General features: G+C 73.2%; 17 protein-coding genes. 6 read left to right on the top strand and 11 right to left on the bottom strand.

All coding sequences use genetic code 11. The features are described from left to right. The first annotated feature begins 159 nt into the window (after positions 1-159). Positions 160-957 carry a DUF6348 family protein gene (locus tag ACIRVF_RS12350; protein WP_402816234.1) on the top strand — a complete coding sequence of 266 codons (798 nt, stop codon included), beginning with the start codon at positions 160-162 and terminating at the stop codon, positions 955-957. A gap of 66 nt (positions 958-1023) precedes the next feature. On the opposite strand, the gene ACIRVF_RS12355 is transcribed toward ACIRVF_RS12350, so the two are convergent. From ACIRVF_RS12355 to ACIRVF_RS12370, 4 genes are all read right to left on the bottom strand, one after another. Beyond that, positions 1024-1221: a hypothetical protein gene (locus tag ACIRVF_RS12355; protein ID WP_030283748.1), complete on the bottom strand. Its 198-nt coding sequence runs from the start codon at positions 1219-1221 to the stop codon at positions 1024-1026. A gap of 476 nt (positions 1222-1697) precedes the next feature. After that, entirely contained in the window at positions 1698-2927 is a 1230-nt protein-coding gene (locus ACIRVF_RS12360) for a PP2C family protein-serine/threonine phosphatase (RefSeq protein ID WP_402816235.1), read from the bottom strand. Between the two features lie 297 nt (positions 2928-3224). Continuing rightward, a complete protein-coding gene (locus ACIRVF_RS12365) occupies positions 3225-3710 on the bottom strand; it encodes a ribose-5-phosphate isomerase (protein WP_030283744.1) in 486 nt (161 codons plus the stop codon). Between the two features lie 53 nt (positions 3711-3763). Further along, complete coding sequence (locus ACIRVF_RS12370; protein WP_402816236.1) at positions 3764-4363, bottom strand: biotin transporter BioY; 600 nt, start codon at positions 4361-4363, stop codon at positions 3764-3766. A 267-nt stretch (positions 4364-4630) separates the two neighbouring features. Between ACIRVF_RS12370 and ACIRVF_RS12375 the strand changes: the two genes are divergently transcribed. Further along, complete coding sequence (locus ACIRVF_RS12375) at positions 4631-6043, top strand: amino acid permease (protein WP_402816237.1); 1413 nt, start codon at positions 4631-4633, stop codon at positions 6041-6043. A gap of 84 nt (positions 6044-6127) precedes the next feature. Here ACIRVF_RS12375 and ACIRVF_RS12380 read toward each other — a convergent pair whose 3' ends face one another. Beyond that, entirely contained in the window at positions 6128-6760 is a 633-nt protein-coding gene (locus ACIRVF_RS12380; RefSeq protein WP_402816238.1) for a DsbA family protein, read from the bottom strand. A 226-nt stretch (positions 6761-6986) separates the two neighbouring features. Here ACIRVF_RS12380 and pepN point away from each other — a divergent pair, with 226 nt between their 5' ends. Further along, on the top strand, positions 6987-9551 hold the full coding sequence (pepN, locus tag ACIRVF_RS12385) for an aminopeptidase N (RefSeq protein WP_402816239.1): 2565 nt from the start codon (positions 6987-6989) through the stop codon (positions 9549-9551). 185 nt (positions 9552-9736) lie between these two features. Here pepN and acnA read toward each other — a convergent pair whose 3' ends face one another. After that, a complete protein-coding gene (acnA, locus tag ACIRVF_RS12390; protein WP_402816240.1) occupies positions 9737-12382 on the bottom strand; it encodes an aconitate hydratase AcnA in 2646 nt (881 codons plus the stop codon). Positions 12383-12695: 313 nt separating this feature from the next. On the opposite strand from acnA, the gene ACIRVF_RS12395 reads away from it, so the two are divergent. Further along, positions 12696-13103, top strand: a complete 408-nt coding sequence (locus tag ACIRVF_RS12395) for a type II toxin-antitoxin system VapC family toxin (RefSeq protein WP_402816241.1) — start codon at positions 12696-12698, stop codon at positions 13101-13103. Between the two features lie 69 nt (positions 13104-13172). Further along, positions 13173-13706: a superoxide dismutase family protein gene (locus ACIRVF_RS12400; RefSeq protein ID WP_402816242.1), complete on the top strand. Its 534-nt coding sequence runs from the start codon at positions 13173-13175 to the stop codon at positions 13704-13706. 18 nt (positions 13707-13724) lie between these two features. Here ACIRVF_RS12400 and argF read toward each other — a convergent pair whose 3' ends face one another. The 3 genes from argF to ACIRVF_RS12415 all read right to left on the bottom strand — a co-directional run bounded on the left by argF (position 13725) and on the right by ACIRVF_RS12415 (position 19221). Beyond that, the gene (argF, locus tag ACIRVF_RS12405) at positions 13725-14726 is read right to left on the bottom strand and encodes an ornithine carbamoyltransferase (protein WP_402816243.1); all 1002 of its coding nucleotides are present in this window, start codon (positions 14724-14726) and stop codon (positions 13725-13727) included. 146 nt (positions 14727-14872) lie between these two features. Beyond that, on the bottom strand, positions 14873-17629 hold the full coding sequence (locus tag ACIRVF_RS12410; RefSeq protein ID WP_402816244.1) for a polynucleotide kinase-phosphatase: 2757 nt from the start codon (positions 17627-17629) through the stop codon (positions 14873-14875). After that, positions 17626-19221, bottom strand: coding sequence for a 3' terminal RNA ribose 2'-O-methyltransferase Hen1 (locus ACIRVF_RS12415; protein WP_402816245.1), 1596 nt, complete (start codon positions 19219-19221; stop codon positions 17626-17628). The genes ACIRVF_RS12410 and ACIRVF_RS12415 overlap by 4 nt, the downstream gene beginning before the upstream one ends. A 141-nt stretch (positions 19222-19362) precedes the next feature. On the opposite strand from ACIRVF_RS12415, the gene dapD reads away from it, so the two are divergent. Next, the gene (dapD, locus tag ACIRVF_RS12420) at positions 19363-20367 is read left to right on the top strand and encodes a 2,3,4,5-tetrahydropyridine-2,6-dicarboxylate N-succinyltransferase (RefSeq protein ID WP_402816246.1); all 1005 of its coding nucleotides are present in this window, start codon (positions 19363-19365) and stop codon (positions 20365-20367) included. Positions 20368-20568: 201 nt separating this feature from the next. Here dapD and ACIRVF_RS12425 read toward each other — a convergent pair whose 3' ends face one another. Both ACIRVF_RS12425 and helR read right to left on the bottom strand, forming a co-directional pair. Further along, positions 20569-20868, bottom strand: a complete 300-nt coding sequence (locus ACIRVF_RS12425; RefSeq protein ID WP_402816247.1) for a DUF6087 family protein — start codon at positions 20866-20868, stop codon at positions 20569-20571. A 119-nt stretch (positions 20869-20987) separates the two neighbouring features. Continuing rightward, positions 20988-23147: an RNA polymerase recycling motor ATPase HelR gene (gene helR, locus ACIRVF_RS12430; protein WP_402816248.1), complete on the bottom strand. Its 2160-nt coding sequence runs from the start codon at positions 23145-23147 to the stop codon at positions 20988-20990. Between the last annotated feature and the right edge of the window lie 943 nt (positions 23148-24090).

Genomic DNA, 24090 nt, shown 5'->3' on the forward strand with positions numbered 1-24090 from the left:
CCGCTCCCCAAAGTGGGGCATTCAGGACATTTCCGCGACCGGAGATTCGGACTGCGCGCGCGGTTTCCCGCACGGCGGTCGGGCCGATAGCCTCGGCGGCGTTCGAGCGCAGTTCGAGCGCGACCTCACGCGCCGCGCTCCCGAGGTGGAGGAGTCCCGGTGCGTCCGCAGGAGCGACTGGCCGTCATACAGCGCTGTGTGGTCCTGGAGATGGCGCGGCTGGGCCAGGTCTTCCGTCGGGACGGCGAGGTGGTGCGCGGACCGGGCACCACGGCGGTCGCGGTGCGCGAGCACCCCGGGGACGACGGCGGCGCGGGGCACGTGGACCTCGGCTTCGTGCTGCAGCTGGGCCGGGCGGACGCACCGGTGGTGTGGGACTGCGCGGCCGGCCTCGGCAAGACCGAGGAGGAGAAGCTCGCGAACGCGGTGAAGATGTGGGCCACCACCACCGCCTCGGTGCTGGTCGAGCTGGCGGAGGGGCGCGGGGTGCACGCCGACCGCCCGCACGTGCCCGAACTCCCGGGCTGGCGGGCCGTGCAGGGGCCGGCGGCGGTGTTCGGCTTCGGCAACGAGCACCTGGCGGCCTGGCTCGCCGAGCACCGGGTGCTGCCCGCGCTGGCGCCCGCGCTGCGCCGGGAACTGGCCGGGCCGGGGCCGGTCGGGGTGAAGCTCTTCCTGGGCGGGAAGGCGGGCGACGACGTCGCCGAGGTCCGGGTGGGCGGCGAGGTGTCGGAGGCGGCCTCCGCGGCGCTGCGCGCGCTGGACTGGCCGCGCGGCGAACGGCTGTGCTGGGCGCGGCTGTTCGTGCTGTTGACCGAGGAGCGGGCAGCGTCGGTCGCGGCCGCGCCGGCGGGTGCCGCGGCACCCTTGCCGGTACGTGCTCCTGCCCCGGCGGCGGCGCGCCCCCGGGGTCTGTTCGCTCGCTGGCGGGAGGCGGCCAGGCGGGCCGGCCGGTAGCGGCGGTCGCTCGCCCGCCCGCCCCGGGTCGAGGGGCGCGCGGGGCCGGCCGTCGGCCCGGCCCGGTCAGCCCCCGGTGATGCTGGAGATGCTGTGCGCCAGGTTGGCCAGCAGCGAGTTGATCGAGGTCGCCATCGTTGTCTCGTGCAGCATGAAGCCGAACAGGGCGGCGACGATCGCGTGCGGGATCTTCATCTGCTTGTTCCGGATGAAGATGATGCACAGGATCGCGAACAGGACCAGCGCGGAGACGGAGAGTGCCACCCGGACTCACTTCCTCGTTTCATAGCGTGGCGCCGCCGCCCGGCGGCACCTGCGAAGCCGGACCCCGGCCTGTCCGACGGTCCCGAGGCGGAATCGCGGACCGTCCGGCACAGCGCCGGCGAGGGGGCCCGCGTCGGCCAGCCGTGTGGTGTGTCGCACGTGTCGCCCCCCATCCCCCGAATCCTGAACATTCCCGCCCGGACTCAGTGTGGTCGACCGTGCCGATTGCGTAAAGGTCTGGCCTCCGGGCCGGCGCCGACATCCTGCGGTGCGGGACGAGTTTCCGCCGACCGGGACGATAGCGGAGCCGCCCTGACGAATCGTCGGCGGGGCGGGGCTGAGCGGCCGGGACGCGCCCGGGAGCGGGGACCGGAAGCCGCTGGTCCGGTCAGCCGACGGGGCGTCCGATATGGCCGAAGATCAGCTGCCAGGCTTGACAGCGGCTGCCCGCGGCATGTGCCGCGGGCGCCGGCACCTCAGTCGCGCCAGAGCAGGAGGACGGCGCGGTCGTCGTTGATGTCCCGGGCCACCGTCTCGATCAGCGCGGCCGCCGCGCCCACGCCGCTGCCCGGGGCGGCGCCGGGGACCAGCCGGTCGGCCTCCCCCATCAGCCGGTCCATGCCCTCGGCGAGGTCCCGGCCGGGCGCCTCGACCATGCCGTCGGTGCACAGCATCAGCACGTCGCCCCGGTTCAGCCGCCCGCGCACGCCCTCGAACTTGGCACCGTCGTAGATGCCGAGCAGCGGGCCCTCGGCCTCCTTGACCTCCCAGCGCCCGGCGCCGGCCAGGCGCTGCATGCCCGGCAGGTGCCCGGCCGAGAGCAGTTCGTACTCGCCGGTGTCCAGGTCGAGCACCAGGTGGACGGCGGTGGCGAAGCCCTCCTCCCAGGACTGGCGCAGCAGGTAGCCGTTGGCGGCGGGCAGGAAGTCGTGCGCGGGCAGCGAGCCGACCAGGCCGCCGAAGGCGCCGGACAGCAGCAGCGCCCGCGAGCCCGCGTCCATGCCCTTGCCGGAGACGTCCGCGAGGACCACCTCCAGCAGCCGCTGGCCGGGGCCGGTGCGGGCGGCCACCACGAAGTCGCCGGAGAAGGACTGGCCGCCGGCCGGGCGCAGTGCCATGTCCGCGTGCCAGCCGGCCGGCAGCCGGGGCACCCGGCTCTGCACCCGCAGCCGCTCGCGCAGGTCGAACAGCATGGTGGAGCCGCCCCACCAGGGGACGCCGACCCGGGCTCGGAACTGGGCCAGCAGCAGGCCGCCCACCCCGGCGGCACCGACCACCAGGGCCGCGCCGGGGGTCACGCCGTAGACGTAGGCCTCGGGGTTCTCGCTGGCGACCCGCTGGCCGGTGTGGATCACGGACTCGGCGGACAGCCCGAGGGCGGCCAGCGCGTAGAGCACCACCAGGCTGCCGGGGCGCAGCAGCAGCGCGCCGGCCAGGATCGGCAGGACCAGGGCGGTGGGCGGAGCCCAGTCGGGGATCCAGATGTTGAGCAGGATCATCAGCGGGACGAGCAGGGCCAGCGCGCAGAGCACCGGCCAGTCGGCGGCGCCGCCGCGGAAGTAGTCGACCCCGGCCGTGCGCAGCCTTCGGCGGGCCCGGCGGAGCCTCTTGCGCAGCCGGGCCGTCACGGGCTCGGACGCCGCCGGGGCGGGGCCGGGCCTCGTCGCAGTCGTCTGGGGCGGTGCGCCCGGCGGTCTGCCAGCCATGGGGTCCGACCCTATCCACGGGTGCGGCCCGGCGTCGACGGGCCGGGGGCGGGCGGCGGCGCGGGTGCACGGGCCGCTCGGCGGGTTTCGGCCGATCGGGCCGGTGGCGGGCACGGCGTCAGGAGGCGTGCGGCGGTTGGGGCGTACGGAGCCTGCGGGCGGAGCGTGCGCCCCGCGCGCGCGGACGCGGGTGCGCCGGGGCCTGTGGCCGATCCCACAGGCGGCGCGGGGCCGCGGACGACGGCGGCCGGCCGCACGGAGGTGCGGCCGGCCGTCGGTGGGTGATGGGTGGCGGGGTCAGCCCTGGGGGTGGTGGGCCGGGATGGGCGGGAGCTCGCCGGTGGTCTCGTACTCGCTCAGCATCTCGATCCGGCGGGTGTGCCGGGCCTCGCCGCTGTAGGGAGTGTTGAGGAAGACCTCGACGAACTTGGTGGCCTCCTCGACCGTGTGCATCCGCCCGCCGATGGAGATCACGTTGGCGTTGTTGTGCTGACGGCCGAGCTCGGCGGTCTGCACGCTCCAGGCCAGCGCCGCACGGACGCCCTTGACCTTGTTGGCAGCGATCGCCTCGCCGTTGCCCGAGCCGCCGATCACGATGCCCAGGGCGTCCTCGTCGGCGGCGGTGCGCTCGGCGGCGCGCAGGCAGAACGGCGGGTAGTCGTCCTCGGCGTCGTAGATGTGCGGCCCGCAGTCGACCGGCTCGTGGCCGGCCCCCTTCAGCCATTCCACCAGGTGGTTCTTCAGTTCGTATCCGGCATGGTCGGAGCCCAGGTACACGCGCATGCCATGAGTGTGGCATGCGGGCGCGCCCGGCTCCGACAACGGGGGCGCCGGTGTCAGCGCCGGCCGAGCAGCTTCCAGGCGAGCGGCAGGGCGCCGGCCGCGAAGGCGGCCTTGAGCGCGTCGCCGACCAGGTACGGGTAGAGGCCCAGCTCGGCGGCGCGGGCCGGCGACACGTGCAGGGTGAGGGCGAGGTACGGGACGCCGACCGCGTAGATGGCGAGGCTGCCGAGAACCATGGTGACGGCGGTGTTCACCGGGGTGCGGTCGGCGCCGCGGCGGGCCAGCGCCCCGGTCAGGGCGGCGGCGAGGACGAAGCCGAGCACGTAGCCGAAGGAGGGCATGGCCCAGCCGGAGGTGCCCTCGGCGAACCAGGGCAGGCCCGCCATGCCGGCCAGCAGGTAGAGCGCCAGCGAGGCGGCGCCGCGCCGGGCGCCGAGCGCCGTGCCGACCAGCAGGGCGGCGAAGGTCTGGCCGGTGACCGGCACCGGCGAGCCGGGGACGTTCACCGACAGCTGGGCGGCCACGCCGGTCAGCGCGGCGCCGCCGACCACCAGGGCCAGGTCGCGGACCTGGGCTCCGAGGCGGGTGGAGGCGGTGGGCAGCAGGTCGGCGAGGACGGCGCGGCGCGCTATCGGGGTGGTGGCAGTGGCCATCGGGGGCTCCTCGGTAAGGATCCAGGTGAGTGAACACCTGTGAACCTACGCGGTGATCCACTGCGCCGCCGCCACGGTTTCGGACAAAGCCCCGCCCCCGGGCGTTGTCGGAACCGGCCCGTAACGACGCCCCGTCAGTCTACCGCCGCGTACCGTCACCGGGCGGTCCGCATGGTGGGCCCGGGGCCTCCGTCGTTGGCATGAACGGTGGGGCCCCCGGATATTGGACAACTCATGCCGCATTCCGCACAGTCTGGATCCAGCCCTATGGCCCCCACCCCCGCGCCCCCGGCGCCCGGGACCACCGGCAGCGCCACGCAGGCGCCCGGTGGCCAACAGCTCAGCCACGGGCTCAAGCAGCGCCACCTCTCGATGATCGCCCTCGGCGGCGTCATCGGCGCGGGCCTGTTCGTGGGCTCCGGCGCGGGCATCGCCGCCGCCGGCCCGGCGATCATCCTCGCCTTCACCCTCTCCGGCCTCCTGGTCATGCTGATCATGCGGATGCTCGGCGAGATGTCCGCCGCCCGACCGGCCTCCGGTTCCTTCTCGGTCCACGCCGAGAAGGAGATCGGCCCCTGGGCCGGGATCACGGCGGGCTGGATGTACTGGGTGATGCTCTGCTGCGGCGTCGCCGCCGAGGCCACCGCCGCCGGGAAGATCGTCAACGGCTGGATACCCGGGGTCTCCTCCTGGGTCTGGGTCGGCCTGTTCATGGTCTTCTTCTGCGCCAGCAACCTGACCGCGGTGAAGAACTTCGGCGAGTTCGAGTTCTGGTTCGCCGCCGTGAAGATCGCCGCGATCGTCACCTTCCTGGTCCTCGGCGGGCTCGGCATCGCCGGCGTGATCGGCCCCGGCGCCCCCGGCGCCACCAACCTCACCGGCCACGGCGGCTTCCTGCCCAACGGCGTCAGCGGACTGATCGTCGGCCTGCTGGCCTCGGTCTTCGCGTACGGCGGCCTGGAGACCGTGACCATCGCCGCGGCCGAGTCCGACGACCCCAAGCGCAACGTCGCCAACGCGGTGCGCACGGCGGTGTGGCGGATCGCGATCTTCTACATCGGCTCGATGGCCCTGGTGGTCACCCTGGTCTCCTGGAAGGACCCGGCGGTCGTCGCCGACGGCCCGTACGTCACGGTGCTGCGCCACCTCGGGGTCCCCGGAGCCGGGACGATCATGGAGGTGGTGGTCCTGGTCGCGCTGCTGTCCGCGATGAACGCCAACATCTACGGCGCCTCCCGGATGGCGTACTCGCTGGTCGGCCGCGGCCAGGGCCCCAAGGCGCTGGCCAAGGTCAGCGGCGGGGTGCCGCGCCGGGCCGTGCTGGCCTCCTGCCTGTTCGGCTTCGGCGCCGTGCTGGCCGCCAAGTTCTGGCCCGCCACCGTGTTCACCTGGCTGATGAACACCACCGGCGTCGCGATCCTGGTGGTCTGGCTGTTCATCTGCATCGTCCAGCTGCGGATGCGGCGCCGGCTGGAGCGCGAGGCGCCCGAGCTGATCACCGTGAAGATGTGGGGCTACCCGTACCTGACCTGGGCAGCCATGGCCGCGGTTGCCGGCATCCTCGCCCTGATGACCACCACCGAGGGCAACCGCCAGCAGCTGTACGCGGCCGGCGTGCTGGTCGCCCTGCTCATCACGGCCGGCCTGGTCAAGCAGCGCCGGGACGCGGCCGCGGGCTGAACCCGGCGGGAAACGCGGAAGGGGCCCGGCACCACTCACTCGGTGCCGGGCCCCTTCCGCGTCCCTCCGGGCCTGCCCGCGGGCCTACTCGAAGGACGGGCCCGCCGTACGGGTCCGCTTGATCTCGTAGAAGCCCGGGGTGGAGGCCACCAGCAGGGTGCCGTCCCACAGCCGGGCCGCCGCCTCGCCCTTGGGCGCCGGGGTGACCACAGGGCCGAAGAAGGCGACCCGCTCGCCGTCCGCGCCCTCGACCGCGATCACCGGGGTGCCGACGTCCTCGCCGACCAGGGTGATGCCCTCCTTGTGGGAGGCGCGCAGGGCCTCGTCGTACGCGTCGGTGTCCGCCGCGGCCGCCAGCTCGACGGGCAGGCCCGCGGCCGCCAGGGCGGCCTCGACCGTCTCCCGGTTCTGCGGCAGGCCCTGGTTGTGGAAGCGCACGCCCAGCTCCGTGTACAGCCGGCCCAGCACCTCCTCGCCGTGCTGCTGGGCGGCCGCGATGCACACCCGCACCGCGCCCCAGGCGTTGTCCAGCAGCTCGCGGTAGTTCTGCGGCAGGTCACGGTGCTCGTTCAGCACCGACAGGCTCATCACGTGCCAGTTCACGTCGACCGGGCGCAGCTGCTGGACCTCGATCAGCCAGCGGGACGTCATCCAGGCCCAGGGGCAGGCCGGGTCGAACCAGAAGTCGGCGGTCTTGCGCTCAGCGGCAGTCGTCACTGGGTCTCGTCCTTCGTGAGGTGTTCCGAGGCGGCGGGGCACGGCCCCATCCGAACCCCAACACCCGCGCGCCGCCGCTGATTCCGGCCCGGGCGCGGCGATCTGTGCAATGGTACCGGCCGGGGAGCCCGTGAAAGGATGCCCCTGCGTGCGCGATGCACACCGCGCGCGGACCCGCACCACCCACACGCGCACCACCGTGCGAGCCGGACAAAGGAGTACCGCCGTGCCGGGCAAGAACCTGAGCCGCGAGGAAGCACAACAGCGAGCCGGCGTCCTGGCCGTCGACGGCTACCTGGTCCGGCTGGACGTGACCTCCGCCCCCGACCCGGCCGCCGCCACCTTCCGCTCCACCACCACGGTCACCTTCCGCTGCTCCCAGCCCGGCACCGGCACCTTCCTCGACCTGCTCGCCCCCGCCGTCCGCTCGGTCACCCTCAACGGCCGCGAACTCGACCCGGCCACCGCCTACGACGGCGCCCGGGTGCACATCGACGGCCTGGCCGCCGAGAACGTCCTCACCGTCGAGGCCGACTGCGCCTACAGCCGCACCGGCGAGGGCCTGCACCGCTTCGTCGACCCGGCGGACGGCGAGACCTACCTGTACACCCACTACGAGCCGGCCGACGCCCGCCGGGTGTTCGCGAACTTCGAACAGCCCGACCTGAAGGCGCCGTTCACCTTCACGGTGACCGCCCCGGCCGCCTGGGACGTGCGCTCCAACGCCGTGCACGAGAGCGTCCGCACCGAAGGCGACGCCCGCACCTGGGAGTTCGCGCCGACCACGCCGATCTCCACCTACCTCACCGCCGTGGTGGCCGGCCCGTACCACGTGGTGAACGACCACTACAGCCGCGAACTCCCCGACGGCACCGCCCTGGAGATCCCGCTCGCCGCACTCTGCCGCCAGTCGCTGGCCCCGCACTTCGACGCGGAGGAGATCCTCGGCGTCACCAAGCTCGGACTCGACTTCTTCCACGAGACCTTCGACTACCCGTACCCCTTCGGGAAGTACGACCAGGCCTTCGTCCCCGAGTACAACATCGGCGCGATGGAGAACCCCGGCTGCGTGACCTTCAAGGAGGAGTTCGTCTTCCGCTCGAAGGTCACCGACGCCGCCTACGAGTCCCGCGCCAACGTCGTGCTGCACGAGATGGCCCACATGTGGTTCGGCGACCTGGTCACCCCGCGCTGGTGGGACGACCTGTGGCTGAAGGAGTCCTTCGCCGACTTCATGGGCTCCTACGCCCTGATCGGCGCCCGCACCCGGTACTCCTCCGCCTGGGTCACCTTCGCCAACCAGCGCAAGGCCTGGGCCTACCGGCAGGACCAGTTCCCCACCACCCACCCGATCACCGCCGACATCCGCGACCTGGAGGACGCCAAGCTCAACTTCGACGGCATCACCTACGCCAAGGGCGCCTCCGTCCTCAAGCAGCTGGTCGCGTACGTCGGCGCGGAGGCCTTCTTCGAGGGCGCCCGCCGCTACTTCAAGCGGCACGCCTTCGGCAACACCGAACTGGCCGACCTGCTGGGCGTGCTGGAGGAGACCAGCGGGCGCGACCTGAAGAGCTGGGCCGCCTCGTGGCTGCAGACCGCCGGGGTCAACGCGCTCACCCCGCAGGTCACCACCGACGCCGAGGGCCGGATCACCGAGCTGGCCGTCCTCCAGGACGGCGACGTGCTGCGCCCGCACCGGATCGCGGTCGGCCTCTACGACCGGGACGCCGACGGCGCCCTGCTGTGCACCGAGCGGATCGAACTGGACGTCACCGGCGCCCGCACCGTCGTCGCCGAGGCCGTCGGCCGCCGACGCCCCGACCTGGTCCTGCTCAACGACGAGGACCTGACCTACTGCAAGATCCGCTTCGACGCCGAATCGCTGGAGACCCTGCGCACCGGCCTCGGCGACATCCGCGACGAGCTGGCCCGGGCGCTCGCCTGGTCCGCCGTCTGGAACCTCACCCGGGACGGTCTGATGCCCGCCCGCGACTACGTCGCCCTGGTGCTGCGCTTCGCCGGCCAGGAGGGCAACATCGGCGTGCTGCAGTCGCTGCACGCCCAGTCCAAGACCGCCGTCGACCTGTACGCCGCCCCCGAGTGGCGCGCCGAGGGCGCCCGGAAGCTCGCCGACGGCGCCCTGCACGAGCTGCGCGCCGCCGTCCCCGGCAGCGACCACCAGCTCGCCTGGGCCCGCTTCCTGGCCCGGACCGCGGGCGGCGCCGAACACCTCGGCCTGGTCCGCGGCCTGCTGGCCGGCAGCGCCCGGATCGACGGCCTGGAGGTCGACCAGGAGCTGCGCTGGTCGCTGTGGCTGGCGCTGGCCGCCGCCGGGCAGGCCACCGACGAGGAGCTGGCCGGCGAGCTCGCCTCCGACAACACCGCGGGCGGCAAGCGCGAGTACACCCAGTGCCTGGCCGCCCGGCCCACCCCGGAGGCCAAGGCCGCTGCCTGGTCCGCCGTGATCGACTCCGACGAGCTGCCGAGCGCCCTGGTCGAGGCCAACAGCGCGGGCTTCGCGATCCCGGCCCAGCGCGACCTGACCGCCCTCTACGCGGCGCCCTACTTCAAGCTGCTGGAGCGGGTCTGGGCCGAGCGGACGATCGAGATCGCGATGCGGATCGTCGGCGGCTTCTTCCCCATCGCCCAGACCGACGAGCAGACCCTGGCCGAGGCGGACGTCTGGCTGGACGGCCACCCGCAGGCCGCGCCGGCGCTGCGCCGGCTGGTGCTGGAGCGCCGGGACGACCTGGCCCGCGCCCTGCGGGCGCAGGCCTGCGACCGGGCCTGACGGGCTGACGCCCGGGCCCGCCCGGGCTGATCAGGGGGCCCGCCGACCGCGTGTCGGCGGGCCCCCTGTCTCTGTCCCCGGCCCCCGTCGCGGCGCGGGCCGGAAGGGGGGTCGGCATCCGGCGCCGCACGCGGAAGGGCCGGACCGCGAAGTGCGGTCCGGCCCTTCCGGCGCCGGCGCGAGGCTCAGCCGATCAGCGAGCGCAGCACGTACTGCAGGATGCCGCCGTTGCGGTAGTAGTCCGCCTCACCGGGGGTGTCGATGCGGACGACCGCGTCGAACTCCTTGTCACCGGCCTTGACCTTGACGGTCTTCGGGGTGCGGCCCTCGTTGAGCTCGGTCACGCCGGTGATGGAGAAGGTCTCCTCGCCGGTCAGGCCGAGGGACTCGGCGTTCTCGCCCTCGGGGAACTGCAGCGGCAGGACGCCCATGCCGATCAGGTTCGAGCGGTGGATGCGCTCGTAGGACTCGGCGATGACGGCCTTGACGCCCAGCAGCGCGGTGCCCTTGGCGGCCCAGTCGCGGGACGAACCGGAGCCGTACTCCTTGCCCGCCAGGACGACCAGCGGGATGCCGGCGGCCTGGTAGTTCTGCGAGGCGTCGTAGATGAACGACACCGGGGCGTCGGCCTGGGTGAAGTCGCGGGTGTAGCCGCCCTCGGTGCCCGGCGCGATCTGGTTGCGCAGGCGGATGTTGGCGAAGGTGCCGCGGATCATGACCTCGTGGTTGCCACGGCGCGAGCCGTAGGAGTTGAAGTCACGCTTCTCGACGCCGTTGGCGGTCAGGTACTGCGCCGCCGGGGTGCCCGGCTTGATGTTGCCGGCCGGGGAGATGTGGTCGGTGGTGACCGAGTCGCCCAGCTTGGCCAGGACACGGGCGCCGGCGATGTCGGTCACCGGGCTCGGGGTCTTGGCCATGCCCTCGAAGTACGGGGGCTTGCGGACGTAGGTGGACTCGGCGTCCCACTCGAAGGTGTTGCCGGTCGGGACCGGGAGCGACTGCCAGCGGTGGTCACCGGCGAAGACGTCCTGGTAGCCCTTGTCGAACATCGCCTCGTCGATGGAGCCGGCGACGGTGTCGGCGACCTCCTGCTCGGACGGCCAGATGTCGGCGAGGAAGACGTCGTTGCCGTCGGCGTCCTGGCCCAGGGCGTCCTTGGTGATGTCGATGTTCATGTTGCCGGCGAGGGCGTAGGCGACCACCAGCGGCGGGGAGGCCAGGTAGTTCATCTTGACGTCCGGGTTGATCCGGCCCTCGAAGTTGCGGTTGCCGGAGAGCACCGAGACGACCGCGAGGTCGGACTCGTTGACGGCGGCCGAGACCTCCTCGGGCAGCGGGCCCGAGTTGCCGATGCAGGTGACGCAGCCGTAGCCGACCAGGTTGAAGCCCAGCTTCTCCATGTACGGGAGCAGGCCGGCCTTCTCGTAGTAGTCCATGACGACCTTGGAGCCGGGCGCCAGGGTGGTCTTGACCCAGGGCTTGACGTGCAGGCCCTTCTCCACGGCCTTCTTCGCCAGCAGGGCGGCGCCCAGCATGACGGAGGGGTTGGAGGTGTTGGTGCAGGAGGTGATCGAGGCGATCACGACCGCGCCGTTGTCGATCTCGTAGGTCGAGCCGTCGGGGGCGGTGACGGTGGTCGGCTTCGAGGCCTCGGCGGAGTAGGCCGGCAGCGCCTCGGCGAACTTGCTCGCGGCCTCGGCCAGGATCACGCGGTCCTGCGGGCGCTTCGGGCCGGAGATCGACGGGACGACGGTGGAGACGTCCAGCTCCAGGTACTCGGAGTAGACCGGCTCGACCGACGGGTCGTGCCAGAGGCCCTGCTCCTTGGCGTACGCCTCGACCAGGGCGAGCTGCTGCTCGTCACGGCCGGTCAGGCGCAGGTAGTTGATGGTCTCGGCGTCGATCGGGAAGATCGCGCAGGTCGAGCCGAACTCCGGCGACATGTTGCCGATGGTGGCGCGGTTGGCCAGCGGGATGGCGCCGATGCCGTCGCCGTAGAACTCGACGAACTTGCCGACCACACCGTGCTTGCGCAGCATCTCGGTGATGGTGAGCACCAGGTCGGTGGCGGTGGTGCCGGCCGGCAGCTCGCCGGTCAGCTTGAAGCCGACGACGCGCGGGATCAGCATGGAGACCGGCTGGCCGAGCATGGCGGCCTCGGCCTCGATGCCACCGACGCCCCAGCCCAGCACGCCCAGGCCGTTGACCATGGTGGTGTGCGAGTCGGTGCCGACGCAGGTGTCGGGGTAGGCCTGACCGCCGCGGACCATGACGGTGCGGGCCAGGTGCTCGATGTTCACCTGGTGGACGATGCCGGTGCCCGGCGGGACGACCTTGAACTCGTCGAAGGCGGTCTGGCCCCAGCGCAGGAACTGGTAGCGCTCCTTGTTGCGGCCGTACTCGATCTCGACGTTCTGGGTGAACGCGTCCTTGGTGCCGAACTTGTCGGCGATGACGGAGTGGTCGATGACCAGCTCGGCCGGGGCCAGCGGGTTGATCTTGGCCGGGTCGCCGCCCAGCTCCTTGACGGCCTCGCGCATGGTGGCGAGGTCGACGACGCAGGGCACGCCGGTGAAGTCCTGCATGATCACGCGGGCGGGCGTGAACTGGATCTCCTGGCTCGGCTGGGCGTTCTCGTCCCAGTTGCCGAGGGCGCGGATGTGGTCGGCGGTGATGTTGGCGCCGTCCTCCGTGCGGAGCAGGTTCTCCAGCAGCACCTTGAGGCTGTAGGGCAGCCGCTCGGAACCCTCGACGGCGGAGAGCTTGAAGATCTCGTACGACTCGTCGCCCACCTGCAGCGAGCTGCGGGCGTCGAAGCTGTTCGCGGACACGACTGACTCCTTCTGGGTGCTTCGTGCGATATCCGGCCGCCACGCGGTGGTAAGGTCAGCCTTACTTAGGCTTGCCTTGCCCGCATCGCCGGTGAGCGCCTCTCGGCAAGTATCTTGATGTCGAGATATATCGTAAGGGGCAGTTATCTCGATGTCGAGATAAACCATAGTGCATGCCGCCACCATCACCACCGTAGGCATACCCCGGTGCGTTTCGACGCAGGTCACCGGGGCGATCGGGGCCGCCGGGCGCGGACCCCCGGCCCGCGCCCGGTACGGTGGCCGCTGTGCCGACCGGCGGAGGGGGCCGAGGATGATCGTGGTGGACGCGTCCGCGCTGGTGCTGGCGCTCGCCGACCGGGGCCCGCGCGGGGACCGCGCCCGGGCCGAACTGGCCGCCGACGGCGAGTGGCTGGCGCCCGAGCACATCCTCGTCGAGGTGATGCAGTCGCTGCGCGGGCTCTACCTCGCCAGGGAGCTGACCGCCGAGCGGGTCGCCGAACTCACCGGTGAACTGGCCGCGGTGGCCGTCCGCAAGGTAGAGGTGGCACCGCTGCTCGGCCGGATCTGGGAACTCAAGGACAACCTCACCCCGGACGACGCCGCGTACGTCGCGGTCGCCGAGCGGTACGGCGCACCGCTGGTCACCGCCGACCTGCGGCTGATGCGGGCCAGCGGACCGCGCTGCGAGATCCGGGGCATCGCGCGCGAGGTGAGCTGAGAGTGTCCCCCGGGGGCCCGGCGCCGTTAGCAGGGTGACCGTCGCCCCGCCCGTGGAAGGCCCGACCCGATGCCCGCTCCGTTCGCCGCCGCCCTGCTGCCGCTGGCCCTGCTCGCCCCCGCCGCCTCGCCGGTCTCCGTGACGGACACGGCCTTCGACCCGGCGACCGCCTTCGTCCGGCCGACCGCCATCAGCTACGCCGAGGACCTGGTGCCCTACGGCTCGCACGCCCGGATCGTCACCGACCGCTCGGTGCCCGGGCGGACGGTGCTCACCCTGACGGTCGCCGGGCTCGCCCCCGGCCACGAGTTCCCGGTGCACCTGCACACCGGCGACTGCGGGGCCGACCCGGCCGCCTCCGGACCGCACTACCAGGACGTCGTCGACCCGGTGCAGCCGTCCACCGACCCGGCCTACGCCAACGACCGCAACGAACTGCGGCTGGTGCTGCGCACCGACGGGCGGGGCGCGGGCACCGCGCGGGCGGCGGTGGGCTGGCAGCCGCGGCCCGGCGAGGGGCGCTCGCTGGTGCTGCACGCGGGCACCCCGGCCGGGCCGCACGCGGCGGGCGACCGGGTGGCCTGCGTCAGGCTGGCGCGCTGACCCGCCCGAACGGGCCCCTCAGGAGCCCAGGGTGGCGACCAGGACCGCCTTGATGGTGTGCAGGCGGTTCTCGGCCTGGTCGAAGACGATGGAGTGCGCCGACTCGAACAGCTCGTCGGTGCACTCCAGCTCGGTCATGCCGGTCTCCTCGTACATCTGCCGCCCGACCACGGTGCCGAGGTCGTGGAAGGCGGGCAGGCAGTGCAGGAACTTCACGTTCGGGTTGCCGGTGGCCCGGACGGTGTCCATGGACACCTGGTACGGCTTGAGCAGCTCGATCCGCTCGGCCCAGACCTCCTTGGGCTCGCCCATCGAGACCCAGACGTCGGTGTAGAGGAAGTCCGCGCCGGCCACGCCCTCGGCCACGTCCTCGGTCAGGGTGATCATCGCGCCGGTCCGCTCGGCCAGCGCCTGCGCCGACTTCCGCACCTCCTCGGCCGGCCACAGGGCCCGCGGGGCGACGATCCGGACGTCCATGCCGAGCAGGGCGCCGGTGACGAGCAGCGAGTTGCCCATGTTGTAGCGGGCGTCGCCGAGGTAGGCGAGGGTGACCTCGGCGAGCAGCTTGGTGGTGTGCTCGGTGACGGTGAGCACGTCGGCCAGCATCTGGGTGGGGTGCCACTCGTCGGTCAGGCCGTTCCAGACCGGGACACCGGCGTGCCGGGCCAGCTCCTCGACGATCTCCTGGCCGTGGCCGCGGTACTCGATGCCGTCGAACATCCGGCCGAGCACCCGGGCGGTGTCCTTGACCGACTCCTTGTGGCCGATCTGCGAGCTGGCCGGGTCCAGGTAGGTGGTGGTGGCGCCCTGGTCGTGCGCGGCGACCTCGAAGGCGCAGCGGGTGCGGGTGGAGGTCTTCTCGAAGATCAGCGCGATGTTCTTCCCGCGCAGCCGGGGCTGCTCGGTGCCCGCATACTTGGCCGCCTTGAGCCCGGCGGCGAGGTCCACCAGGAAGCGGAACTCCTGGGGCGTGAAGTCGAGCTCCTTGACGAAGTGCCTGTTCCGGAGGTTGAAGGCCATGCCGGGCTCCTGGGGTGACGGGACTACGGGAAGGCGGCAAGTGTATACGACTATTGGAATTTCTATACAGAAAGGGGGTGAGGCGGGGGAATCCCGGGCGGGACTCCCCCGCTTCACCCGCGCTCGACGGCGGGCCTCCGGCCCCGTCAGAGGCGCGGGTCCACCGGCTCGGACTCCAGCGCGAGCACCGCGAACACCGGCTCGTGCACCCGCCACAGCGGCTCCCCGGCCGCCAGCCGGTCCAGCGCCTCCAGGCCCAGCGCGTACTCGCGCAGCGCCAGCGAGCGCTTGTGGCCCAGCGAGCGCATCCTCAGCCGGTCCAGGTGCTCGGTGTAGTCCGGGCCGTAGATGATCCGCAGGTACTCCCGGCCGCGCACCTTCACCCCCGGCTGCACCAGACCGCCCGGGCGGCCCTCGCCGCGCGCCGTCCGCACCACCGAGGCCAGCGGCTTGACCACCATGCCCTCGCCGCCCGCCGCCGTCAGCTCCTCCCACCAGGCGGTGGCGGCGGCCACCGAGGCCTCGTCGGCGGTGTCCACCAGCACCCGGCCGGTGCGGTGCAGCACGGGGTCCGCCGCGTCACCGCCCTCCGCCGCGACCGCCTCGTCGGCGTCCACCAGGCGGTCGATCCGGGCCAGGTGCTCGTCGTGCGGCCGCGCCGCCAGGTTCACCCCCTCGGCCGCCAGCAGCTGGAACGGCGCGAGCCGGATGCCCGACAGGCCCTCGGTCGGCCAGCAGTAGCGCCGGTACGCCTCGGTGAAGGCCCGGGCGTCGGCGGCGCGGCGGCGCTGGCGAGAGGTCAGCTCTCCCAGCTCCAGCCCGCGCGCCGCCGCCTGCTCCAGGGCCGACAGCACCTCGGGCAGCGCGGCGCCGGCCGCCGCCCCGACCGCGGCGTACTGGCGGCGCAGCAGCTCCACCGCCTTCAGCGACCAGGGCATCAGCTCGGCGTCCAGCAGCAGCCAGTCGCTGCCCAACTCCTCGAACAGCCCGGCGCGCTCGGCGGCCGACCGGACCCGGCCCAGCACGGCGGCGGTCAGCTCCTCGTCGTCGAGGAACGCCCGGCCGGTCCGGGTCCAGATCGCGCCCGGCCCGGCCACCCCGAAGCGCCGCTCCAGCGCGGCGCCGTCCCGGGTAACCAACAGCACCGCGCGCGAGCCCATGTGCTTCTCCTCGCAGACCAGCTGCCGGACACCGTCCTCGCGGTAGGCGGAGAAGGCCTCCTCCGGGTGCTCCAGGTAGCCCTCCCTGCGGGAGGTCGGGCTCGGCGCCATCGTCGGCGGCAGGTAGGCGAGCAGCCGCGGGTCCAGCGCGAAGCGGCTCATCACCTCCAGCGCGGCCGTCGCGTTCTCCTCCCGGACGGCCACCCGTCCGTGCAGGGTCGTCTCCACGATCCGGCGCCCGGCCACGTCGGCGAGGTCCAGCGGACGGCCCTCGCGGGCGCCCGGCGCGTCGGTGAGCAGCGGGCGCACCGGGGCGTACCACTCCCGCTCGGCCTCGACGGCCACCAGCTCGCGCTCCGGGTAGCGCAGCGCGGTCAGGCTGCCGCCGAAGACGCAGCCGGTGTCCAGGCAGATGGTGTTGTTGAGGAAGCTCGCGCTCGGCACCGGGGTGTGGCCGTACACCACCAGCGCCCGGCCCCGGTACTCCTCCGCCCACGGGTAGCGCACCGGCAGGCCGTACTCGTCGGTCTCGCCGGTGGTCTCCCCGTACAGGGCGTGCGAGCGCACCCGGCCGGAGGCCCGGCCGTGGTACTTCTCCGGCAGACCGGCGTGGCAGACCACCAGGGCGCCGCCGTCCAGCAGGTAGTGGCTCACCAGGCCGCGCATGAAGGCGCGCACCTCGGCCCTGAACTCCTCGGACTCCCCGGCCAGTTGGTCCAGCGACTCCTGCAGGCCGTACGCGACGGTGACCTTCTTGCCGTCCATCGCGCGGCCCAGCTTGTTCTCGTGGTTGCCGGGCACGCAGAGCGCGTGGCCGGCCGCCACCATGCCCATCACCAGGCGCAGCACGCCCGGGGTGTCCGGGCCGCGGTCGACCAGGTCGCCGACGAACACGGCGGTGCGGCCCGCCGGGTGGGCGGCGTCCACCGGGCGGCCCTCGGCGTCCCGGGTGAGGGTGTAGCCGAGGCGGACCAGCAGGGTCTCCAGCTCGGACCGGCAGCCGTGGACGTCGCCGATGACGTCGAACGGGCCGGTGAGGTGGCGCAGGTCGTTGTAGCGCTTCTCCAGCTCGATCCCGGCGGCCGCGACCTCGGCCTCGCCGCGCAGGACGTGCACCTTGCGGAAGCCCTCGCGCTCCAGGCCCCTGAGCGACCTGCGCAGCTCACGGTGCTGGCGCGGGACCACATGGGCGGGCAGCTGGCGGTCCGGGCGGGAACGGTTGCGCTCGGCGCACACGCCGGGCGGGACGTCCAGCACGATCGCGATCGGCAGCACGTCGTGCTCGCGGGCGAGCGCCACCAGCCGGCGGCGGGCCTCCGGCTGGACGTTGGTGGCGTCCACGACGGTCAGGCGGCCGGCGGCGAGGCGCTTGCCGACGATGTAGTGCAGGACGTCGAAGGCCTCGGCGGAGGCGGACTGGTCGTTCTCGTCGTCGGCGACCAGGCCGCGGCAGAAGTCGGAGGAGACCACCTGGGTGGGGAGGAAGTGGCGGCGGGCGAAGGTGGACTTGCCCGCGCCGCTGGTGCCGATCAGGACGACGAGGGAGACGTCGGTGACGGGGAGGCAGCGAGGGGCGGCGGGGGTCCCGGGGGTCCGGTCGTCGGTCGCGGTGCGGTCGGTCGCGTTGTGGCCGTTCTCCGTCGCGTCGTGGTCGGTGGCGGTGCGGTCGTTATCGGTCGCGTCGGGCTCGGTCGCGTCGTGGTCGGTCGCGGTGCGGTCGTTATCGGTCGCGTCGTCGGTCATCGGGTCTCGCCCCCCTCGGGCGTCGTGGTGGTGCCGGTTCCCGGCGTGCTGGTGCCTGCGCGGAACAGGGCCAGTTGGGTCGGCGGGCCGACCTCCGGGTCCTCGGGGCCGACCGGGCGCAGCTCCACCGTGTACCCGTACGCCGTCGCGACCTTCCCGGCCCAGGCCTCGAACTCGGCGCGGGACCACTCGAAGCGGTGGTCGGCGTGCCGGGCGCGGCCCGCCGGGAGGCTCTCCCAGCGGACGTTGTACTCGACGTTGGGCGTGGTGACGACGACGGCCCTCGGACGGGCCGCGCCGAACACCGCGTACTCCAGGGCCGGCAGCCGCGGCAGGTCCAGGTGCTCGATCACTTCGCACAGCACCGCCGCGTCGTAGCCCTTCAGCCGGGCGTCGGTGTACGTCAGCGCGCCCTGCGCCAGCGTGACCCGCGCGGCCTGCCGCTCGGGCAGGCGCGCCAGGCGCAGCTTGCGGTTCGCCGCCTGCAGGGCCCGGGCGGACACGTCCACGCCGAGGATCTCGGTGAAGCGGGCGTCCTTCATCAGCTCGCCGATCAGCTCGCCCTGGCCGCAGCCGAGGTCGGCGACCCGGGCCGCGCCACTGTCGTGCAGGGCGGCGAGGATCGCGGTGCGGCGCTGCTCGGCGAGGGAGGGCTGCCGGGGCGCGGGGGTGTCGGCGGTGTCGGCGGTCTCGGTGCTCTCGGTGGTCGTGGTGGTCGTCGTGCTGCCGGTGGTCCCGGTGTCCTCGTCCTCCGGCCGGTCGTCGACCGCGTTGTCGATCTCCTCGACCTCGCGGTCGTCCGCCTCGGCCAGTCGGGCCAGCTCCAGGCGCTCCATCGCGGCCCGGGTCAGCGACCAGCGCCGGGACAGGTAGCGCCGGGCGATCAGGGCGCGCTCGGGGTGGGCGGCCAGCCAGCCCTCACCGGCCGCGAGCAGCTTGTCCACCTCGTCCGGGGCGACCCAGTAGTGCTTGGCGCCGTCCAGCACCGGCAGCAGTACGTACAGCTGCTGGAGCGCGTCGGCGAGCCGGACCGCGTCCGAGGCCAGCGCGACCCGCACGTAGCGGGACTCGCCCCACTCCGGGAAGTCCTCGTCCAGCGGGATCGCCGACGCCTCGACCCGCCAGCCGAGCGGCTCGAACAGCCGGGCCACCATCGCCGGGCCGCCGCCCTCGCCCGCACCGTTCGCGGGCACCGCGGGCAGCTCGATCCGCAGCGGGCGGAGCTGCCCCGGCAGTTCGGGGCGCAGCGCGCAGTCGCCCTTCATCGCGGAGCGGAACACCGTCCGCAACGCCACCGCGAGCAGCGAGGACGCGGCGTAGGGGCGGTCGTTGACGTACTGGGAGAGGGCGAAGTCGGGCGAGCCGCCGCGGCCCTTGCCGTTGCCCCGGCCCTTGCGGACCAGGGCGATCGGGTCGATGTCCAGCAGCAGCGCCGCCGTGCAGGCCTCGTCCCCCGCCACGGGGTAGAAGACGTGGGCCTCGCCGTGCGACGTCGTGAAGCGCTGGACCTTGCCGGGGTGCTTGTGCAGCAGGAACCCGAGATCCGTCGCCGGGCTCTCGGCGCTGCCGGTGGTGGAGATCGACATGAACACCCGGCCGAGTATTGCCCAGCGGACGACCGCCGAGCACCGGGTTTTCCGCCCCGCCGCGCCGCTGGCCTGCGGGTCCGACCGACGTGTCCGGACGCTGGGCGTGTTCGGCAGCGGGGCCCCGCATTGGTTAACGTGCACGGTGTGACTGCTGAATCCACCCCGCTCGAATCCACCTCCCCGGCGACCGGCGCCGTGGCCACCGGTCTGGCCACCATCGCCGCCGACGGCACCGTCCTCGACACCTGGTACCCCGCCCCCGCGCTGGCCGCCGAGCCCGGCCCGGCCGGCACCGTGCGCCTGACCGCCGAGCAGGCCGAGGCCGAGCTCGGCGCCGGTGCCGCCGACGCGCTGCGCGCCGACGCCCGCCGCGGCGTCGAGGTGGTCGCGGTGCGCACCACCATCGCATCGCTGGACGAGAAGCCGCTGGACACCCACGACGTGTACCTGCGCCTGCACCTGCTCAGCCACCGCCTGGTCCAGCCGCACGGCCAGAACCTGGACGGCATCTTCGGCCTGCTCGCCAACGTCGCGTGGACCAGCATCGGCCCCGTCCCGGTGGACAAGGTCGAGCAGGCCCGCCTCGCCGTCCGCGCCCAGGGCGGCCAGCTGGCCGTGTACGGGATCGACAAGTTCCCGCGGATGACCGACTACGTCGCCCCGAGCGGCGTGCGCATCGCCCACGCCGACCGCGTCCGGCTCGGCGCCCACCTGGCGGCCGGCACCACCGTGATGCACGAGGGCTTCGTCAACTTCAACGCCGGCACCCTCGGCACCTCGATGGTCGAGGGCCGGATCAGCGCGGGCGTCGTGGTCGGCGACCACAGCGACATCGGCGGCGGCGCCTCGATCATGGGCACCCTGTCCGGCGGTGGCAAGCAGGTCGTCTCGGTCGGCGAGCGCTGCCTGCTCGGCGCCAACGCGGGCATCGGCATCTCGCTGGGCAGCGACTGCGTGGTCGAGGCCGGCCTGTACGTCACCGCGGGCACCCGGGTCACCACCCCGGACGGCACGGTCGCCAAGGCCGTCGAGCTGTCCGGCCAGGACAACCTGCTGTTCCGCCGCAACTCGCAGACCGGCGCGGTCGAGGTCATCGCCCGCTCCGGCTCCTGGGGCGGGCTGAACGCGGACCTGCACGCCCACAACTGATCTCTGCGGTCGGGTAGTTGACGGCCGTTCAGGTTCGGAAGGCCTTCGGGGTCCGGCGCCGGGCGCGCTGGACCCCTTCGGCTTGCCCGGGGGCTTCCTGTCGGCCGGGGGCTTCCTGTCGGCTTGCCGGGAGCATTGCGTCGGCGCGCCAGGCATCGGGTCGGCGTGCCGGGCAGCTTGGTGTCGGCGCGGCAGGGCGGGCTACGGCCGACGGTGGCGCCCCGGGGCCTTCCGGGGGCGCGGCGCCCCGTGGAGCGGCCGCCGCACGCCGTCGCCCTCGATCCCGTGCAGGATCCGTTGGGCGGCGGCGTAGTTCTCGGCCACCGTCTCCGGAAGCCACTGGTAGCCGTCCCAGCGCATGATCAGCCGCGGTTCGTCGGGCGCCACATGGGCGCCGCGCTGCCGGCCGACCGTGAGCCGTACCGCCCTCAACTGGCCGACCGGCCGCAGCCGTTGCTCCCGCCGCTCGGCCCATGACGCCAGCGGTTCGTCCTCGTCCATCGAGCCAGTCTGGACTGCCGACGGCCGCGACCGACAGCCCCGTCACCCGACCGGGGGACACCGGCCGGACCGTGGCGTCCGCCGCGCCCGCGGGGCCCGCGACGCCCGGCGGCCGGCCTTCAGGAGGTCCGCAGGACGACGAGCTCCCGGGTCGCCCTGGTCATCGCGACATAGCGGTCGACCGCCCCCTCGACGCCCTGGCCGAACGCCTCCGGGTCGACCAGGACCACCAGGTCGAACTCCAGCCCCTTGGCCAGCTCCGGGGTGAGCGAGCGGACCCGGGCGCGCTCCTCGAAGCCCTGTGCGCCGATGACGCAGGCGACGCCCTCGTCGTGCTCGGCGAGCCAGGAGTCCAGGACCTCCGCCAGCTCCGCCACCGACCCGTGCCGGACCGGAATGCCGCTGCTGCGCACCGAGGTCGGCACGTTCGCGTCCGGGAGCGCCGCCCGGATCTCCGGCTCGGCCTGCGCCATCACCTCCTCCGGCGTGCGGTAGTTGATGCTCAGCGAGGCCATGGTGGTGCGGTCGAGCCCGACCCGTTCGAGGCGCTCCTGCCACGACTCGGTGAAGCCGTGCCGGGCCTGGGCGCGGTCCCCGACGATGGTGAAGCTCCGGGACGGGCAGCGCAGCAGCAGCATCTGCCACTGCGCGTCGGTCAGCTCCTGGGCCTCGTCGACCACGATGTGGGCGAAGGGGCCGGCCAGCGGGTCACCGTCGGCGCCGGACAGCGCGTCCTCGTCGATCAGGGTGTCCTGGAGGTCCTTGCCGCGCAGCATGGTCACCGCGCCCTCGCCGTCGTCGTCGGCCTGCAGCAGGTCACCGATCACGTCCGCCATCCGCTCGCGCTCGGCGGCCACCGAGGCCCGGTGGCGGTTGCGGCGCAGCGTGGCCTCGCGGTCGCCGAGCCGCTGGCGGGCCGCGTCCAGCAGCGGCAGGTCGGAGACCGTCCACGCGTGCGGGGCGTGCTTGCGCTGGAGCGCGCGGACCTCCTCGGGGGCCAGGTGGGGAGCGCACATCCGCAGGTAGGCGGGCACCGACCAGAGGTCGCCGACCAGGTCGGCCGCTTCGAGCAGCGGCCAGGCGCGGTTGAGCGTCTCCACCAGTTCCCGGTCCTGTCGAAGCGAGCGCTGGAACAGCTCGGGCGTGACCTCCTCCTCGTCCTGCTCCAGCTTGTCCAGCAGGATCGCGGCCAGCTCGTCCCAGATCTGCTCGCGCGCCTCGTTGTGCGGGGTGCCCGGGCCCGGGGCGTCGAAGGCCTCGGACCAGTCCTCGGCGCTCAGCCAGAGGTCCGCCCAGTGGGTGGAGACCACCATGCCCTCGGTCGGCGGCTCCTCGTAGAACCGGACGGCCTTCTCGATCGCCCGCACCAGCTCGGCCGAGGACTTCAGCCGCGCGACCTCAGGGTCGGCCTCCTCCGCCGCGTCCGCACCCTCGGGCAGCAGGTCCCGCAGGGTGCAGGTGCGCACGCCCTCCTCGCCGAGGCTGGGCAGGACGTCGGCGACGTAGTTCAGGTACGGCTGGTGCGGGCCGACGAACAGCACGCCGCCGCGCCGGTGGCCGAGGCGGGGGTCGGAGTACAGCAGGTAGGCGGAGCGGTGCAGGGCGACCACGGTCTTGCCGGTACCGGGGCCGCCGTCGACCACCAGGGCGCCGCGCGAGCCCGCCCGGATGATCGCGTCCTGGTCTGCCTGGATGGTGGCGAGCACGTCCCGCATCCGGGCCGAACGGCTGCCGCCCAGGCCGGCGATGAAGGCGGACTGGTCGTCCAGCGCGGCGTGGCCCTCCAGGCCCTCGACGGTGAACACCTCGTCCCAGTAGTCGGCGATCCGGCCGAGGGCCCAGCGGTACCGGCGGCGGCTGACCAGGCCCATCGGGTCGCCATGGGTCGCGGCGAAGAACGGCTCGGCCGCGGGCGAGCGCCAGTCGACCAGCAGGCGACGGCCCTCGCTGTCGGTCAGTCCCAGCCGGCCGACGTACAGGGGCTCGGCGTCCTCCGCGGTCACGATGCGTCCGAGGCACAGGTCCAGGCCGTAACGGCGCAGGGTGCGCAGCCGGGCGCTCAACCGGTGGACCTGGATGTCCCGGTCCATCGCCGCCTGCCCGGCGCCGCCCGGAGCCCGGCGCACCGCGTCGAGCTGCTCGGAGAGTTCGCCGATCGCCTGGTCCAGGCTCTCCGCGATGGCCGCGAAGTGCCGCTCGTCGGCCGCGACGAGCGCGGGGTCGGCCTTGGCGGACAGGCGCTCGGGAAGGTCGAAAGCACTGGTGGTCAGGTGGTTCATGGCATCAGCTCCGATCTGAGGCCTGTGATTGTGAGCCACCACGGGGGCCTTGCCGCAAGACCCCCCGTGCGCTATACGTTGAGAGTGGCAAGGGGTGGGTTTTCCCCCTTCCTGCTCTCCCCCGGGCCCGGGCCCGGACCTCCGCATCGGACTTTCGGCCCTTTGGCGACCCTCAGGCGGCTGGGTACACCCGGCGCCAGGCAACTTCCGCGAGCCGCACTTCCGTTGCCTTTCGGCACACCGAGACGGCAAGGGGCGGCACTTCATGGGCGCAGCCGGAAGAGGAGAACACTGGGCGCCCTTGCTGGGCTGCTCAGCAAGGGCGCCTCACCGTAGGACCACCAGCCGTCCGCTGCCCGGCGAGGCCCCAGCGACGGGGGAGCGCCTCAAGGACGTGGGGAATGGGCGCTGAGAGATTCGTCGAATTCCTCCGAGCCGCCGGCGATGGTGCGTCTTGGGCTCCGGCGCCGCGAAGCGCGGCGCCGGGGGCCGGGGCCAGGGCCGGTATTCCTTGGCCTCAACGGCCCTGCGACCCGAGGAAGATGGTGCACGGAGTAGGAAGTCGGCCGGGCCGACTTCCTACTCCGGCACGGGGAGGTTTGTCAGGCGTGATAAGCGAACTCGCAGGCGTTGATGCCGCGGAGAAGAGCGGAGAAGGCCTCGGGGGTGGTGCGAATGGTGCTTTCCCGGGGCCCCGGCGCTGCGGAGCGCGGCGCCGGGGCCCGGAACCTGGCTCTTTCCGCTATTTCTGGGGCCCTCCCCCTCCCCCTCCCCCCTCCCCTCCCCTCCCCTCCCCTCCCTCCTCCCGCTCCTCCACCCACCTCCTCCACCCTTGTAGAGCGGGCCCCTAGTACTCCAGTGTGACTTCGTGATCTCGCGCCGGGGCCGGGTGGGAACGGGAACGGCCACCGCGTGATCATCAAGGGTTGTGTGGACTCATGAC

Origin of the sequence: Kitasatospora sp. NPDC101157, assembly GCF_044768255.1 — a bacterium.
GTDB lineage: Bacteria > Actinomycetota > Actinomycetes > Streptomycetales > Streptomycetaceae > Kitasatospora.

Excerpts from the sequence above, each read along its gene's own strand:
- ACIRVF_RS12360 (WP_402816235.1), bottom strand. The coding sequence starts at position 2,927 with ATGGCTGGCAGACCGCCGGGCGCACCGCCCCAGACGACTGCGACGAGG.
- ACIRVF_RS12365 (WP_030283744.1), bottom strand. The coding sequence starts at position 3,710 with ATGCGCGTGTACCTGGGCTCCGACCATGCCGGATACGAACTGAAGAAC.
- ACIRVF_RS12370 (WP_402816236.1), bottom strand. The coding sequence starts at position 4,363 with ATGGCCACTGCCACCACCCCGATAGCGCGCCGCGCCGTCCTCGCCGAC.
- ACIRVF_RS12375 (WP_402816237.1), top strand. The coding sequence starts at position 4,631 with ATGGCCCCCACCCCCGCGCCCCCGGCGCCCGGGACCACCGGCAGCGCC.
- ACIRVF_RS12395 (WP_402816241.1), top strand. The coding sequence starts at position 12,696 with ATGATCGTGGTGGACGCGTCCGCGCTGGTGCTGGCGCTCGCCGACCGG.
- ACIRVF_RS12400 (WP_402816242.1), top strand. The coding sequence starts at position 13,173 with ATGCCCGCTCCGTTCGCCGCCGCCCTGCTGCCGCTGGCCCTGCTCGCC.
- argF (WP_402816243.1), bottom strand. The coding sequence starts at position 14,726 with ATGGCCTTCAACCTCCGGAACAGGCACTTCGTCAAGGAGCTCGACTTC.
- ACIRVF_RS12410 (WP_402816244.1), bottom strand. The coding sequence starts at position 17,629 with ATGACCGACGACGCGACCGATAACGACCGCACCGCGACCGACCACGAC.
- ACIRVF_RS12425 (WP_402816247.1), bottom strand. The coding sequence starts at position 20,868 with ATGGACGAGGACGAACCGCTGGCGTCATGGGCCGAGCGGCGGGAGCAA.
- helR (WP_402816248.1), bottom strand. The coding sequence starts at position 23,147 with ATGAACCACCTGACCACCAGTGCTTTCGACCTTCCCGAGCGCCTGTCC.